At 35.1% G+C, this 15,289-nt stretch carries 11 protein-coding genes; 6 read left to right on the top strand and 5 right to left on the bottom strand.

Annotated features, from left to right (window positions below):
• Positions 1-6 precede the first annotated feature (6 nt).
• On the top strand, positions 7-1,176 hold the full coding sequence (locus IPI31_06555) for a DUF3137 domain-containing protein (GenBank protein ID MBK7567475.1): 1,170 nt from the start codon (positions 7-9) through the stop codon (positions 1,174-1,176).
• Positions 1,177-1,548: 372 nt separating this feature from the next.
• On the opposite strand, the gene IPI31_06550 is transcribed toward IPI31_06555, so the two are convergent.
• The gene (locus tag IPI31_06550; GenBank protein ID MBK7567474.1) at positions 1,549-2,028 is read right to left on the bottom strand and encodes an Lrp/AsnC ligand binding domain-containing protein; all 480 of its coding nucleotides are present in this window, start codon (positions 2,026-2,028) and stop codon (positions 1,549-1,551) included.
• A 29-nt stretch (positions 2,029-2,057) separates the two neighbouring features.
• On the opposite strand from IPI31_06550, the gene IPI31_06545 reads away from it, so the two are divergent.
• Entirely contained in the window at positions 2,058-2,231 is a 174-nt protein-coding gene (locus IPI31_06545; GenBank protein MBK7567473.1) for a hypothetical protein, read from the top strand.
• A gap of 144 nt (positions 2,232-2,375) precedes the next feature.
• A complete protein-coding gene (locus IPI31_06540) occupies positions 2,376-4,601 on the top strand; it encodes a hypothetical protein (GenBank protein MBK7567472.1) in 2,226 nt (741 codons plus the stop codon).
• Positions 4,602-4,820: 219 nt separating this feature from the next.
• On the opposite strand, the gene rlmD is transcribed toward IPI31_06540, so the two are convergent.
• The 4 genes from rlmD to IPI31_06520 form a co-directional block, all read right to left on the bottom strand.
• Entirely contained in the window at positions 4,821-6,230 is a 1,410-nt protein-coding gene (gene rlmD, locus IPI31_06535) for a 23S rRNA (uracil(1939)-C(5))-methyltransferase RlmD (protein ID MBK7567471.1), read from the bottom strand.
• A 104-nt stretch (positions 6,231-6,334) separates the two neighbouring features.
• A complete protein-coding gene (locus tag IPI31_06530; GenBank protein ID MBK7567470.1) occupies positions 6,335-7,978 on the bottom strand; it encodes a T9SS type A sorting domain-containing protein in 1,644 nt (547 codons plus the stop codon).
• Positions 7,979-8,159: 181 nt separating this feature from the next.
• Complete coding sequence (locus tag IPI31_06525) at positions 8,160-10,025, bottom strand: T9SS type A sorting domain-containing protein (protein ID MBK7567469.1); 1,866 nt, start codon at positions 10,023-10,025, stop codon at positions 8,160-8,162.
• Between the two features lie 117 nt (positions 10,026-10,142).
• The gene (locus IPI31_06520) at positions 10,143-11,303 is read right to left on the bottom strand and encodes a glycosyltransferase family 4 protein (protein ID MBK7567468.1); all 1,161 of its coding nucleotides are present in this window, start codon (positions 11,301-11,303) and stop codon (positions 10,143-10,145) included.
• 133 nt (positions 11,304-11,436) lie between these two features.
• Between IPI31_06520 and IPI31_06515 the strand changes: the two genes are divergently transcribed.
• Genes IPI31_06515 through IPI31_06505 form a run of 3 tightly spaced genes read left to right on the top strand, consistent with a single transcriptional unit; the run spans position 11,437 to position 15,223 of the window.
• On the top strand, positions 11,437-12,903 hold the full coding sequence (locus IPI31_06515) for an oligosaccharide flippase family protein (protein ID MBK7567467.1): 1,467 nt from the start codon (positions 11,437-11,439) through the stop codon (positions 12,901-12,903).
• Between the two features lie 42 nt (positions 12,904-12,945).
• Complete coding sequence (locus IPI31_06510) at positions 12,946-13,845, top strand: hypothetical protein (protein MBK7567466.1); 900 nt, start codon at positions 12,946-12,948, stop codon at positions 13,843-13,845.
• Entirely contained in the window at positions 13,838-15,223 is a 1,386-nt protein-coding gene (locus tag IPI31_06505) for an O-antigen ligase family protein (GenBank protein ID MBK7567465.1), read from the top strand. The genes IPI31_06510 and IPI31_06505 overlap by 8 nt, the downstream gene beginning before the upstream one ends.
• The last annotated feature ends 66 nt before the right edge of the window (positions 15,224-15,289 follow it).

Below are 15,289 nucleotides of genomic sequence, written 5' to 3'. Positions count from 1 at the left end.
CCGGGATTGAATTCCTTAAAGTCGCGGCATTTGCTTGTGATGATCACCGGAGTTTTAACACGAATTATCGGCATATATTTTATTGCTGTGGTAATAAGTCTATTTCTCGGATTTTTGAAGATGTTTACAGCAGATTCTTTTGCCGATTCCGGATTTGTGAAGTTTATAACCGGATTTATGTATGCAGTAATGGGACTTGTTGTGATAGGGCTCGTTAATAAAAATTTGAAAGTGCAAATTGGCGAAAGAAATCCGGAATTGGTAAAAAATAATACTTTAATGATTGGACTTACCATTGTATTTAGTGTTGTGGTAATTATTATTTCCTATTTGATAGGAACTTATTATTTAAATGTGGAATTTGGTTTTGATTTTATGTTGCGTTGGGCGGGTGCAATATTTTCAGTATTTGCACTGCTACTCCCCTACAATTTATTAAAGCGAATTGAAACATCTTACATTAAATCGTTTCGCAGTGTTTTTTTAAATGAGAGTATTCCGGCAATCGATAAAAATATTAGTTATACAGAAGAAAAACATTTGAGTCAGGAGGAATTTGAAGCATCTAAATTATTTACTTTTCAAAATATCTGGAGTTATGCGGGCAGTGATCATTTTGAAAGTACAGAAAATAATTTTCACGGCAGCAAATTAAAGGTACAACAAGAAGAAAGAAGTACAAGCAACGGCAAATCCGAAACCAAGATCACAGAAGTATTTAATGGTTACTTGTTTGTCGCAGATTTTAATAAAAACTTTAATGGCGAAACCTACATTTTTCCTGATGTTTCCCGTTCAGTTATGGGGGAAGTTTCCGGTGAATTTATGAATGAAATGATTCATCGCAAAAACACCAAATTAGTTCAGCTTGAAGATCCTGATTTCGAAAAAATGTTCGCAGTATATTCCACCGATGCCGTGGAAGCCAGATATATTCTCTCTCCAAAATTAGTGGAACGCATCACCACATTAAAAAATAAATTCTACCAGGATATATCCATTTCTTTCGTTAATAATAAAATTTACATTGCAATAAGCAGTGAAGACGCCCTATTCGCTCCGGGTATTTTTACAAGTGTAGATAATGAAACATTTCTCGAAAAACAATTTAATTATCTCCATGATCTGTTAACCATTCCAGAGCAATTTGATTTGAAAACGAGCATTTGGAAGTAGGAAGTAGGACGTAGGACGTAGGACGTAGGACTTGATATAAGACATTGGAAAAATGATAAAGGACTTACTTTAATTATCCCTAAAGGTATTTACATCGGTCCAAAATTTTCAATCTAACTATTAACCCTTTTTCAAACCTTACAAACCTTCCTTCCCTTAACGGACACAGGAATCAGGAATCAGGACACAGGACTTGACTAAGGACATGGGAAAATGACATAGGATTTATTCCGAATTAAGTTAGAAATTTTAGGCAGTAAGTAGGACTTACAATTAAATCGGCTTTCCCTTTTTTAACCTTACGCACCTTCCTTCCCTTGGTCGCCGTAGCTTTAGCGAAGGCGACCCCTTAGAACCTTCCCCTTCGAATCTTCATTTACGTTTTACCTGATCAATCTTCATCGGTCGGTTAAAACTTTCTTCCAGCGAAATAAATGTTTCTGTACGATCGATGCCGGAAATTTGTTGAATTTTATCGTGGAGTATTTCTTTTAGATGTAAAGTGTCTTTGCAGATGATCTTTACGAACATGCTGTAGGTTCCTGTCATATAATGGCAATCTACTATCTCGGGAATCTTTTCAAGGTCTTTTACAACATTATCATACATGCTGCTTTTATCGAGATAAACCCCCAAAAAGGCAGTGATACCATAACCCAGTTTCAATGGATTCACCATCAGGTGCGATGATTTAATAAGTCCAATTGAATCCATCTTTTTCATGCGAACATGGATGGTTCCGGGGGAAACTCCGATTTTTTGGGCTATTTCAGTAAAGGGAGTCATCGCATTCTGCATTAACATGTGCAGAATCTGGATATCTACTTTATCAATTCCGTAATTTTCAGACATATCAGAGAGAATTTTTTAGCTTATCGACAATGAATTCTCAAAAATATTCAAATATTTCTAAATTTTACAATATTTCATTAAATTATTTGCAATTATCAGAAATTCTTCTTTTCTTTGGGTCAACCTTTACAGGTTATTGGTTAGGCAACATTACCCCTAAATGGATGCAGCATGATGAGGAGCATGCTGCATTTCCTTTTTAATAGGGTTCCGGATTTACTTGCACACATCATCCATTATATTCAAATTACTTTCTAATAATTTTTCGTTTATGCTGTTCGTTGCATAAGAATGACAAGCGGCTTAGAACCTTAATTATATTATATTCGTAAAATTGATCATAGAATATGCGAAAAGCCCTTTACAGCATTTTATATTCATTCCCGGTTCGGTTGCTGATGCTTCATGTGAAACGCAATCATTTTTTATTACTTTCCTGGATCTTTTTGATCAGTATTTCATCAGGACTTGCAGGTTCACGTTATGGAATTTCTTTATTATTTCTCGATCCGGAATATATTGGTAAAGTTAATTTCAGCAGCTTTTGCATTTTAGGTGCTGCTATGGGAGGATTTTTTGTTGTGTGGAATGTTACGAGTTATATTTTAAATGCGCATAACTTTTCATTTCTGGCAACGCTGAATAAACCATTTGGCACCTATTGTTTAAACAATGCGGTGTTCCCCTTGTTATTTTTTATTATTTATATTTTCGAAATCATTGCTTTTCAATCAAAAGAAGGATTATTAAATCTGATAAATATTGCAGCAAGTCTGGGAGGATTTATTACGGGACTAATTTCTGTTATACTTATTTCCATGGTATATTTTTTCAGGACCAATAAAGACATCTTTCAGATAATTGGCATCATAAAAAAGAAAAAGAGTGCCGCGGCACAACACGATCCGGAGGAGCCCACTCATGAGGAAGTAATGTCGAAGAACAGGGTACATACGGAATATTATCTCAATAACAATTTTAGATGGAAACATACCAGATCCGCCGACCACTATCCTGAATCAGTTATCAGATCAGTGTATAAACAACATCATGCCAATGCATTTTTTATTGAAGTAAGCAGTATTATACTTATTATTCTTTTTGGATTATTAATGGATAATCCTATTTTCCGAATTCCCGCTGCAGCAAGCATTGTTTTGTTGATAGCAATATTAATTGTTTTAACAGGAGCCTTTTATTATTGGATGGGTCCTTGGAAACTGATATTTTTTATACTTATTATTTTATTTGTGAACGCGATGATGCATTCCAATTTAATGAGTTATAAGAATAAAGTTTATGGTTTAAATTATGATTCAAGTTCGGTTTATTCTCTCGAACAATTAAAAGTAATTTCAGATACCGCTTATGCAAATAAGGATATCAGAAATACACTTCAAATTCTTGAAAATCGAAAAAATATTTTTAGCGCTGGAAAAGAAAAACCAAAACTGGTATTTATTAATTGCAGCGGAGGTGGATTAAGGGCTATGTCGTTTACGATGCAGGTGCTCCAGCATGCCGACAGTCTTACAGATCATAAATTGATGCAGCAATGTCCGCTGATCACCGGCGCATCAGGGGGCATGTTGGCGGCTGCTTATTATCGGGAATTATATTTACAATCGTTAAATGGTGCTCCAATAAATTTAAATGATAAACAATATACCGATAATATTTCGGCAGATCTATTGAATGCCTTGAGTTTTACCATAGTGGTAAACGACCTTTTTTATCCCTGGCAGAAATACAATTACGAAAATGAAGTTTACAGAAAAGATCGCGGATACATGTTTGAAAAAATACTGAATGAAAATACCGATTCTGTGATGTTCCGACCCTTAGCATATTATAAGGAACCTGAATTTTCGGGTAAGATACCTATGATGATCTTCACCCCTACCATCATAAATGATGAAAGAAAATTATATGTTGGAGCACATCCTGTTTCCTATCTTGCAAAACCACAAAATAGAATTACGCATTTTTTTCAACCGGAAATTGACGGAGCCGATATACATTATTTGTTAGGTAATAATTCTACTGACAGCATATTATTTACCAGTGTGTTGCGCATGAATTGCACCTTCCCTTATATTTTGCCAAATGTGCATCTTCCAACTACTCCCGAAATAGAAATTATGGATGCGGGAATACGCGATAATTATGGCACTCAAACGGCAGCACAATTTATTGCCGTATTTAACGAATGGATACTCGAAAATACAAGTGGCGTAATTATTGTAAATATTCGCGCCATTGAACAGGAAATGCAGATCAAAAAAAACATGAGCAATGGTGTAATGCAAAAATTTATGAGTCCGGTAGAAAATCTTTATTCAAACTGGGTAGAAATTCAGGATTACCAAAATGATCAGGTATTAAATTATTTAGATGAAATTTTAGAAGGAAAAATGGAAGTGATCACTTTCGAATATCAACCATCTGAAAATAATAAACGCGCATCACTAAGTTTTCATCTCACCGCCGGAGAGAAACAGGATATAAATAATGCAGTGCATAATGTTTATAATGCGGAGGCGTATGATAAGTTGGAGGAGTTGTTAAGGTGAAGTGGGGAGTGGTGAGTAGTGAGTGGGGAGTGGGGAGTGGGCAGTGGGCAGTGGGCAGTTTGTAACACTGATGATTATTACTTCGCAGTGAACTTTTTTTATGAATTAAACAACTTCAACAACTTCAACAACTTCAAATGTTCCAACCAACAATTTTTGGTGCGGTATAATTATCCTCCGAACTAAACCTTGCAAACTCTGCTAACCCTGCATACCCTATTAACTTTCCTTCAAATGCAATAAGGCCACATTTTCCACATGATAAGTCTGTGGAAACATATCAACGGGTTGCAATTTAATTACTTCATATTTATCAGAAAGAATTTGAATATCACGTGCTTGGGTTACGGGATTGCAACTTACATATACTATTTTTTCAGGTTCCAGCTCCAGTAATTTTAAACAAACATCTTTATGCATTCCAACACGCGGTGGATCGGTGATCACAACATTGGCTTTGCCATAAGTATTTATAAAATCATTGTCGAATACTTTCGCCATATCACCATAAATAAAGGTGCAGTTATTTATGTTATTTGCTTCAGCATTCATTTTTGCATCTTCCACTGCAGCTTCCACACTTTCAACACCAATTACTTTTTTACAATGTGCAGCAGCTAATAAAGCGATACTTCCCAGTCCAGTGTAAAAATCATAAACAATGTCTTCCTTTTTAAGATCTGCATATTCCAATGCGATATGATATAAATTCACTGCCTGCGTTATGTTGGTCTGAAAAAACGATTTTGGTCCGAGGTTATATTTAATATTGTCAATTTGTTCGGTAATAAATTTATCCCCCGCAAATAAAATCATTTCCTGATCGTAGGTGGAGTCGTTATTTTTTTGATTGATACAATAATATAAGGAAGTTATTTCAGGAAATGTTGAAGACAAATGCTGTAACAAAGGAATTAACAAATCCGGTTTATTTTCCGCAACAACCAATATCACCATTAAACCGTTAGTTAGTGTATTTTTTACAATAACGTTTCGGAGGTAACCTGACTGATTTCGGAGGTCGTAAAAAGATAATTGATGTACTGTAGCATATGCTTTTAAAGCAAGGCGTATTTCATTGGAGGGATATGGTTGAAGGTAACAGTGTTTAATATCAAAAACATGCGCAAATTCTTTGCGAACATGAAATCCCAAAGCAGGTTTTTTTTCTATTATTTCATCGCGAGAAAACCTACCGGCAACATATCCTGAATTTGTAAAGGTAAATTCCAGTTTATTGCGGTAATATTTGTCAAAGGGTGCAGCCAATATCGGAAGAATTTCAAGCGGTTCAATTTTTCCAATTCTTCTGAAAGCATCCTGCACCAATTGTGTTTTAAATTCCAGTTGCGTTTCGTAGGATACATTTTGCCATGTGCATCCACCACAAACACCAAAATGTTCGCAAAAAGGAATAACCCGTAATTTCGAATACTCATGAAATTTGGCGGCATATCCTATCGCATAATCACTTTTCCCCTTTGTGATCTGCAGATCAATAACATCACCTGGAATAGTGTTTTCCGCCATTATCACCTTACCTTCTATTCTTCCGATACCAATTCCCTGGTCGGCTATTTGAGTGATGGTTATATTTTCTAATATCTTATATTGTTTTCTTTTGCGCATTGCCAATCATTTGAATATTTCCGTAAAGGAAATAATTTGGCAAAGTTAGCAGTATTTATAATCCCGCAAGGATATTTATTCAATACCTTGCAGGATTAACATTCTCAAAATTTTTGAAATCCAGCAGTAAATGTTTCTCCAACAGGGGAATTAATTTGGATAAAATATAATCCTACAGGGAATTCATTTACATTTATTTGCACCACATCTGTATCAAATAATTCAGTAGTGAGAACTTTTTGTCCAAATGCATTCCAAATTTCTATTAATTTAACACCCGGGATTTGATTGCGCATTTCAATATTAATTACAGTGTTTGCCGGATTGGGATAAATTTTTGCAGCTAACAATTGTTCTTGCTCCACTCCTTCTACAAAATCCGGATTTCTTAAATATATAATCGAACAATCTGAATAAGTTGTGTTATAAAAATTCCGAATTGAAGCAGCACGTTCTTTTAAGACGGAAACAGCATACCACGGAAAATAACCGTATCCGAGTGAATCTAAAAATAATGTATCATATGCAATTGCTGCGGGAAATGCCATATCCAGGCAAATAGTATCGCCACTATTTAAAGCCTGTGGTCCTACAGACCCTGTACTCTTTCGGTCGTATGGTGAATTATGGAGTGAAACTTCACTCCATGCATCCGGGTCGAAGATATTTCCAGGATAAGCATATCTGGTATTTACATCACCACCATAGCCATTTCCTCCATAGGTTTGTGAAGTCCCATCTTTCCATAATCCGGAAATATATTCATAATAATCATCTGCAACTTCCGGAAAGCCATTAACTTCAAAACTACTTTCCCAATGTTTAAAAGCATAAAGTGGGTGATTTAAAAACATGATACCCTGGGCTGGGCAAAATGGACCGTAATTTGGCGAAGTTGGACCATCAACAAAATCTCCGTTATACCCATAAAACATATTTAACATAGTATCACATCCTACATAATCATCATCATATGCGCCAATATCAAAATCAGAAAACATTCCAATAATAAAATCGCTATAATTATTGGTTGATTTATTTATAATTGCATAATTCAAAAATATACTTTGATCCAAAGCGCTATCAGAAGGAGCGTCAAATGCATATGCCATTGCATGAATTTCCAATCCTAGTTTTTCTCCTCCGCTTTCCATATGCAATTCAGCATCGTCATTAAAAATGAAAAACGCAGCTTGATCACCACGAATAATTGGATAATCACCATTTTCCGGATCATAGAGCATATTATTATTATAATCAAAAAAAGGAGCTAGAATTGCCGCTTCTCCATTTATCGGATCACCATTTCCGGGCCAATCAGATATGGATTCTGGAACAATATATCCTACTGTATTCCAGTTAGTTATATGATCGTCGATTGTACTTTTATTACAGACCCAAACATCATCATATTTTTCTGCATATCCCGGGTAATCATAATCAGTAGCAATGGGACCTGGCCAAAAGTCGTTTCCTGATTGACGATACGTTTGAGCTGCAACATGTAATAATCCCCCATCATCAATACCTCCTACCCAAAGTCCTGCTAAAAATATAGTAGAAACCGGAGTTTCGCCGACAACGGGATCAGGAAATATCATATGTGCTTCAATCTCATTATTATCAAAAAACAAAACTCCATCTGAGGCAAACAAAGCATCCATTTCATTGATGTGAAGAAAGTCGATTTCCTGCGCGGAAATTTTTGTCAATACAAAGACTAAAAAAAGTAGAGATGATGTTTTCATAACATTTTTTTTGATGTATATACAAAATAATTATATTCCATCAATACTAATGTCATGAAAAATTCTTTTCAATGACAGGAAGATTTTTTTTACATCAAACTGACAATCAAAAGCAATTATATTTGCTGTTCATTTTTTCAATATCAATTCCCCATACGAGAACATTAATATATTTTCCTTACTATTGTTTATTTATCTGCGATGTGGCATATTCCATACCATCCAATTTAATCTCCAAAATATAATTACCGGCAGCCAAAGGTTCCATGGAAAAAGAAAATATGTTCAACCCTTTTGATCCCTGTGTATTTAAAAGGTGTTTGATTAATTTTCCATTTAAATCATAAATTCGGATATCCACCTCACCTGATTTGGGCAATTCAAATTCTGTGGTAAAATAGTTTTCAAAGGGATTTGGATAAACTTTTGATTGTAAGTCATTTTCAGATGATAAAATATCTGCTGCATGCACATCATTACTTTCTAATTTCGCTATCCATGTTGCATTATTTCTGCTGGAAAATGGAAATGTTTCTACAAACTTTCCAAAATTTCCACTTACCCAAACTTCACCCGGATGATTATATCTTCTTTGTGATCCCGTGTAATCTCCCCAACGTTCATAAGCTCCTGATAAAACATTTACGTAAGTATCTCCGGTTTTAATATTTACTGCATCAGAGTATGCATACCAATTAAAATAAATGGCACTCATTCCGGCATTAACAGTTGGCGCTGTATGATCGAATACAATAATAGATTGATTATCACCATCATAATGTCCTGAATAAGAAATATTCGGATAACCGAAATCCAAAGTATCATCCCCAATAATATTTGCAACAATTGTTTTTTCTCCTTCCAGATCTGTAATTACACCATGATAAATTCCGCAGAAACCGGTAGCAGGATCAAGAGAATTCGAAACGAATTGAATTTGACCGTCCTCATAAAATGAACCTAATACCCTTCCATCATTAGTATCAAAAATATGGGTGAGATATTGCCTCGCCTGCGGAGGAACACCGTACTTTTTATTGGCGATGGAATAATCAATTTCCACTTCAGTTCCCGGATCATCCAACAATCCCGTAACATGCACAATAAATATAGTATCATTTTCCGGAGAAAAATTTCTATTGCTCAAAAAATACATATCAGGACCATAAGTAGTTTCGCCTCCTTTTACAGGATTTAAATTGCGAATGGGTTTACCTCCAAAAAATATATTGTCGTGAAAAACTGCATCTAAAGAATCTCCTGCATAACCCTTATCCAAACTCATTTGCCAGATAAGTGTTTCGCTGAAACCAGTTTGCCATGGTTCATCGGGAATAATTAAATTAATGGTAAGAAATAATTCTTCTTCCGTGATTGCCATCATTGGAAAATCAGTCCATAAGGTATCATTTTTAGGATTACCAGGCAAGGCATAAAAATTCCATTCACCAGTAGGATCATTTGTTTTAGAAAAAGCAACTGTAATTAAACTAGTTTCGGGTGTAAATCCATTAAGAAACAATAAAATAAATTTATCCGCACGGGGATCATACATTACCTTGGGATCAAAAGAAGATGCAGCAATGCCAAGTGTATCGGCAAAGGTGGACAAATAAACAGATTTCAATAAAGTTCCTAAAGTATCGTAGATGTAAATGGAGGAATTAATTACAGAAATTATTTTTCCATCATTTGAAATAGCCATATCATTATCGTTAGGAACTCCAGATCCCATGATATTGCCCTCCCATCCTGTCAATATTGCCGGATCCGGAAGATTATTTATTTCGGATTCTTTATAATTATTTTCGGAACCAAAGGTTCGGTTGCCATATAAGTCATTTTTAAGATCAATTAAATATCTTCTGTAGGTTTCTGAACCGGGAGCAGGCATTTCGAGACATAATAACTGAGGGTTCCACTGTGTTTTAATTTCTGAAAAATTAATGGTGGACTGCAAGGGAAATTGCAACACCTGCTTTGTTTCCTGAGCATTAATATTACTGGCCAGGAATAGAAAAATAGAGGTAAAAAGGATATAACGCATATTAAATCAAGTTCTTTAAATCAAATTTAGATAAAAAATAGTTACGCCTGTGTATTCTCTAGATATTTTAACAGAGAAAAGACCACTTATCCATATTAATTTAAACGAATCTCAAAATCAATTGAGCACTATAACATGACTATCCTTTGCACTTTTTTTCAGGCAGTGCATTGCAGCATTATAGATTATTTCGGATGATTTGTCCCAGTTGAATTCTTGCTTCACATTTTGAACGTCACTTGGTGAAGGGATATATTTTTTGCGATTAAACAAAAATTCTTCCATGGCATTTTTTATATCATCAATATTATCCGGATCAAAATACAGGGCATTTTTACCCGCAACTTCCGGCAGACTGCTGCGGTTGGAGGTAATGATAGGAACACCACATGCCCTTGATTCCAGCACCGGAATCCCAAATCCTTCAAATAAAGAAGGGAATACAAATGCATCAGCAGAAGCTACAATTCGTGTGAGGTCGTTTAATTGCAGATGACCGGTAAAAATAACATCCTCCTTAAATTGCATATTATCAAAAACTGCCTGGGTTTCATCTGTCTTCCATGCTAATCGGCCAACTATTATTAATTTTTGATCTGTGGCATTTTCCTTCTTTAAGAGATCAAAGGCCAACAATAAATTTTTCACATTTTTTCGGGGATGTACCGATCCAACATACACAAAGTAATGTTTGCCACCTGCAAAATTTTGCCTGGTTATCACCTTTTCCTCCTCCGGCAAAACAACATATTGATCATTTGCACCGTTATGTGCCACATCAATTTTTTTAGGATCGGTATGATAATGTTTCACAATATCATCTTTCGAAAATTGGGAAACTGTAATTATACGGGTAGCTTTTTTTGCGTATAGAGGGGTAAACTTCCTGTAATATTTACTCACGATTCCGGGAGTATGATCCGGATAATGTTCAAATCCAAGATCGTGAATTACGAGTAAAGTAGGCACATGGGTTTTTAGGGATAAAAATCCGTCGGTGGATATAAATACATCCGGTTTATATTTTTTAAATATTTGCGGGAGTGCATAATCGAACCAATATTTCCATAAATAGGGGTGTCGGGCAGGAGGCCAAACTTTGAGCGGGATAATATTGTCAGAAAAAATAAATTCAGGGTCCCAATCACGGTCGAACAAAAACAGGAAAGTATGTTCCGGGTGATTTCGGGTGAGGCGTTTCATGGTTTCATAAGTAAACCAACCAATACCTTCCAGCTTATCCTTAATAAGGAAACGGGTATTAACAGCTATCAGCATGTTATACAGTTGTTTTTAATCATTAAATGAAAAAGCGTAGAAGTATCCCGTATCACTAAATCTTTAAGTAGAAGTTTGTCGCCAGCGTGTAATTTGAAGCAATAATAACTATTTTTAGCATTCCAACAAAATAATGCGGAAAAATTTTATCACCAATATCAGCTTTCTGCTGCTGCTTAACTTACTGGTTAAACCCTTCTGGATATTGGGAATTGACCGCTCAGTGCAGAATACAATAGGCCCTGATGCCTATGGCGTCTATTTTGCGTTATTCAATTTTGCCTGGCTTTTTCAAGTTGTACTTGATTTCGGTATCAATAATTTTAACAACAGAATGGTGGCCCGGCAGCCGGAAAAATTAGGCCAATATTTATTTTCCACCCTGATCGCAAAATTTGTTTTATCTGTAGTTTATAGCATTTTAATATTTGTTGCAGCCATTGGTGTTAATTTTTCAAATGAACAAATTGCCATTTTATTATTGCTGATCTTAATGCAGATATTAATGTCATTTTATTCGTTTTTACGTTCCAATGTAAATGCCCTTCATCTTTTCAGAACAGATGCTTTTTTATCTGTTTTGGATAAACTCACCACTTCTGTTATTTGTGGATGTATTTTATGGACAAATATTTTTCCTTTTGAAATAAGTATAACAACTTTTATCTGGGTGCAGATATTTGGATATATTTTCTCCTTAGTTGTTGCAATTTTGATATTGTTCAATCAACATATAAAAATCAGATGGAATTTTGACAGTGGTTTAATTAAAGAGGTATTTTTAAAAAGTTATCCCTATGCATTATTAGGTTTTTTAATGACCGCCTACTTCAGGACTGATGGAGTGCTACTGGAAAGAATGCTCGGAGAAAATGGCGCCTACGAAGCGGGCATCTACGCATCAGCATTTAGATTATTGGATGCGATGAGTATATTGGGATTTTTATTTGCCGGTCTCTTAATGCCTATGTTTTCGAGGATGATAGAAAACAAAGAAAATATAAAACCCCTTTTTGAACTCGGATATACCCTGATGCTTATATTTTCTGTTGCTGCTGGAATTACCATTATATTTTACAGGTTGGAAATAATGCAATTATTATATAGTTCCGGCGACATTTATTCCGCAAATATTTTAGGGTTGTTGATGTTGAGTTTTATTTGTATCAGCATAACATATATTTATGGAAGTTTGATCACTGCCAGCGGTAATATTAAAAGGCTAAATCAAATATCACTTGTCGGATTTATTTTGAATATAGTATTAAACGTTCTGCTTATCCCAACCTACAAAGCGCAGGGCTCCTCAATTGCTACTGTTTCGGCTCAGTTAATTATTCTGGCCGCTCATATGTATTATGCTTCAAAATTGTTTTCCATCAAGGGAAGTGATCTACAATGGATGCGAAGTCTGGTTTTTATAGCACTGGTTATCATTTTAAATTTTGGTATATATGAATTACCCATTGCATGGTATTTTAATTTCATTATTGCCGGTTTAATGTCTGTTGCTGCTTCTGCGGCATCAGGACTTATCAAATTGACAGAGATAAAAGAGATGATACAGCCCGTGATGGCAGGCATTCGCAAAAGGGCTTGATTCTGATTGACTTTTTCTACCTTTGCCGTCTAAAATTCATGTATGGAACAATCCAATGATATAATCCGGTTAATACAGATCATCTATAAGTGGCGCAAACCCACCATAATTATTACAGTAATTGTGGCAATAGTTGCCTGTATCGTTACCTGGTTCTTTATGCCAAATTATTATAAATCGTCCGTTACCTTCTATCCTACCAATCCGATAATGTCAGACAGGCAGGTGTTATACAGCCAGTCGGCGGGAGAAATTGAGATCGACTATTTCGGAAGTGCCGGAGATGTGGACAGAATTTTAACAATTGCAAATACCAGCAGCATCATAGATTATATGATCAATCATTTTCATTTGATGGAACATTACGGAATAGATTCCACAAAAGAAATGGCGCGTTACAATACAAAAAAGGAATTCCTGAAAAATTACAGGGCCATTGAAACGGAATATGCTGCCATTGAAGTTTCCATTTGGGATACAGATAAAGATCTGGCGGCTAAAATGGTGACCCATATTGTTACAACCATTGATGGACACAATAAAGCAATGTTGTTGCGCGATAAAAAATTAGTAGTGGAAACCTTTAAGAAACAGGTTGCCATGAAAGATGCCGAGGTTGAAAATTTAAAGGATAGTATCGGAGGCATGAAAAAGGCTGGTATAAGCAGTGAGTCACTTATCATATTGGAAGAAAAATTAAAAGACGCGGTGGAAGACCTCAGCGTAAATAAAAAAATACTTGATCAAAATCTCACTTCCATTAATACCGATTTTTCAACTGTTAATATTACTGAAGAAGCATATCCGGCAATTAGAAAAGACAAGCCAGTTCGTTCACTCATTGTTATAGGTGTTACATTGGGTGCTTTTATATTTTTAGTGATACTTGCTGTATTGACAGAAAACTACAGAAAAATAAAAAGCAAAATAAAGAATGCGTAGTTTACAGGCACAACCTGTTGAATTAAATATTTTCCGTACCGCTGCAATTCTTGGTATTGTTGCCATGTTTGCCGGTATCTTATTATATGAGCCACTATTTTTTTTGGTACCCATTGCCTTTTTATTTGCATATCAGCTTATATTAAATTTCAAAACGATATTCTATCTGTTGCTGATAGTAACTCCGGCATCCATAGAATATTATTCTCCTACAGGCTTCAGTACAACATTACCAACTGAACCCATCATGTTGGTGTTCATGCTTACCTTCATTTTTTATGTATTTCTGAAACAGGAGTTGTTTGATAGAGCCTTTATAAGTCACCCTCTCACCATTATATTATTTATTCACTTTGGATGGCTGATGATAACAACTTTATTTTCAGCGGATATTGTGATATCTCTTAAATATCTTTTGGCTAAAACATGGTTTATCATAACTTTTTATTTTATAGGAGCACTGGTAGTTAAAAATATAAAAGATTTTAAAATAGTATTCTGGTGTTTATTTACTCCAACTTTATTGCTTGTGTTATTCACGCTTAATAATCATATGCATTACCAATTCCGGTTTAGTGAAGTGAATAAGACCATGGTGCCCTTTTTCCGAAACCATGTTAATTATGCGGTGTTTTTAGCTTTAACATTCCCTTTCTTATTTATTGCATCCACGTGGTACAAAAAATATACCTGGCAAAAAATGGTAATTAATTTAGGAAAGTTATTATTCTTGCTTGCAATATATTTCTCTTATACAAGGTCTTCATGGTTATCAGTTGCAGGGGCGTTAGTGGCATATTTTTTAATTCGTTACAATAAATTATTGCCGGCAGCAGGCGTATTAATAATGGTTGTTATTGCTTTCGTGATCTATATGTTGCACAATAATAAATATATGGATTATGCCCCGGATTATACCAAAACCATATACCATACCCATTTTTCTGAACATATGGAATCAACCATGAGTCTGGAAGATGTTTCAAGTGCTGAAAGAATATATCGTTGGGTTGCAGCGGTGCACATGATAGAGGAAAGACCTTATCTCGGATTTGGTCCGGGACAATTTTATTTTAATTACAAGGAATATACGATTAATAAATTCGAGACCTATATCAGCAGAAACCCGGAGCGATCAACGGTACATAATTATTATTTGCAGGTAACGGTTGAACAGGGTTTTATCGGATTGACAATTTGGGTGGTATTGTTGGTTTACATATTATATCTTGGGCAAAAACTCTATAATAAATTTACCGATAAACAATATAAATATCTCGCGATGGTTTTGACTTTATCCATCATAACCATAATTGTTAATATTGCACTAAGTGATCTTATTGAAGCCGACAAGATCGGTGCACTATGTTTTTTATGATGATGGCGATATTGGTGAATTTGGATCTGATGTTAAAAAGAAATTCAGATCACCCTTCCACAGAGT

The sequence above is a fragment of the Bacteroidota bacterium genome, assembly GCA_016706865.1.
Lineage (GTDB): Bacteria > Bacteroidota > Bacteroidia > Chitinophagales > BACL12 > UBA7236.
Note: the sequence above shows the minus strand (reverse complement) of the source record. Positions and strands in the feature narration are given on the sequence as shown.

Coding starts and splice junctions, on each gene's coding strand:
- IPI31_06550 (MBK7567474.1), bottom strand. CDS start 2,028: ATGTCTGAAAATTACGGAATTGATAAAGTAGATATCCAGATTCTGCAC.
- IPI31_06545 (MBK7567473.1), top strand. CDS start 2,058: ATGAATTCTCAAAAATATTCAAATATTTCTAAATTTTACAATATTTCA.
- IPI31_06540 (MBK7567472.1), top strand. CDS start 2,376: ATGCGAAAAGCCCTTTACAGCATTTTATATTCATTCCCGGTTCGGTTG.
- rlmD (MBK7567471.1), bottom strand. CDS start 6,230: ATGCGCAAAAGAAAACAATATAAGATATTAGAAAATATAACCATCACT.
- IPI31_06530 (MBK7567470.1), bottom strand. CDS start 7,978: ATGAAAACATCATCTCTACTTTTTTTAGTCTTTGTATTGACAAAAATT.
- IPI31_06525 (MBK7567469.1), bottom strand. CDS start 10,025: ATGCGTTATATCCTTTTTACCTCTATTTTTCTATTCCTGGCCAGTAAT.
- IPI31_06520 (MBK7567468.1), bottom strand. CDS start 11,303: ATGCTGATAGCTGTTAATACCCGTTTCCTTATTAAGGATAAGCTGGAA.
- IPI31_06515 (MBK7567467.1), top strand. CDS start 11,437: ATGCGGAAAAATTTTATCACCAATATCAGCTTTCTGCTGCTGCTTAAC.
- IPI31_06510 (MBK7567466.1), top strand. CDS start 12,946: ATGGAACAATCCAATGATATAATCCGGTTAATACAGATCATCTATAAG.
- IPI31_06505 (MBK7567465.1), top strand. CDS start 13,838: ATGCGTAGTTTACAGGCACAACCTGTTGAATTAAATATTTTCCGTACC.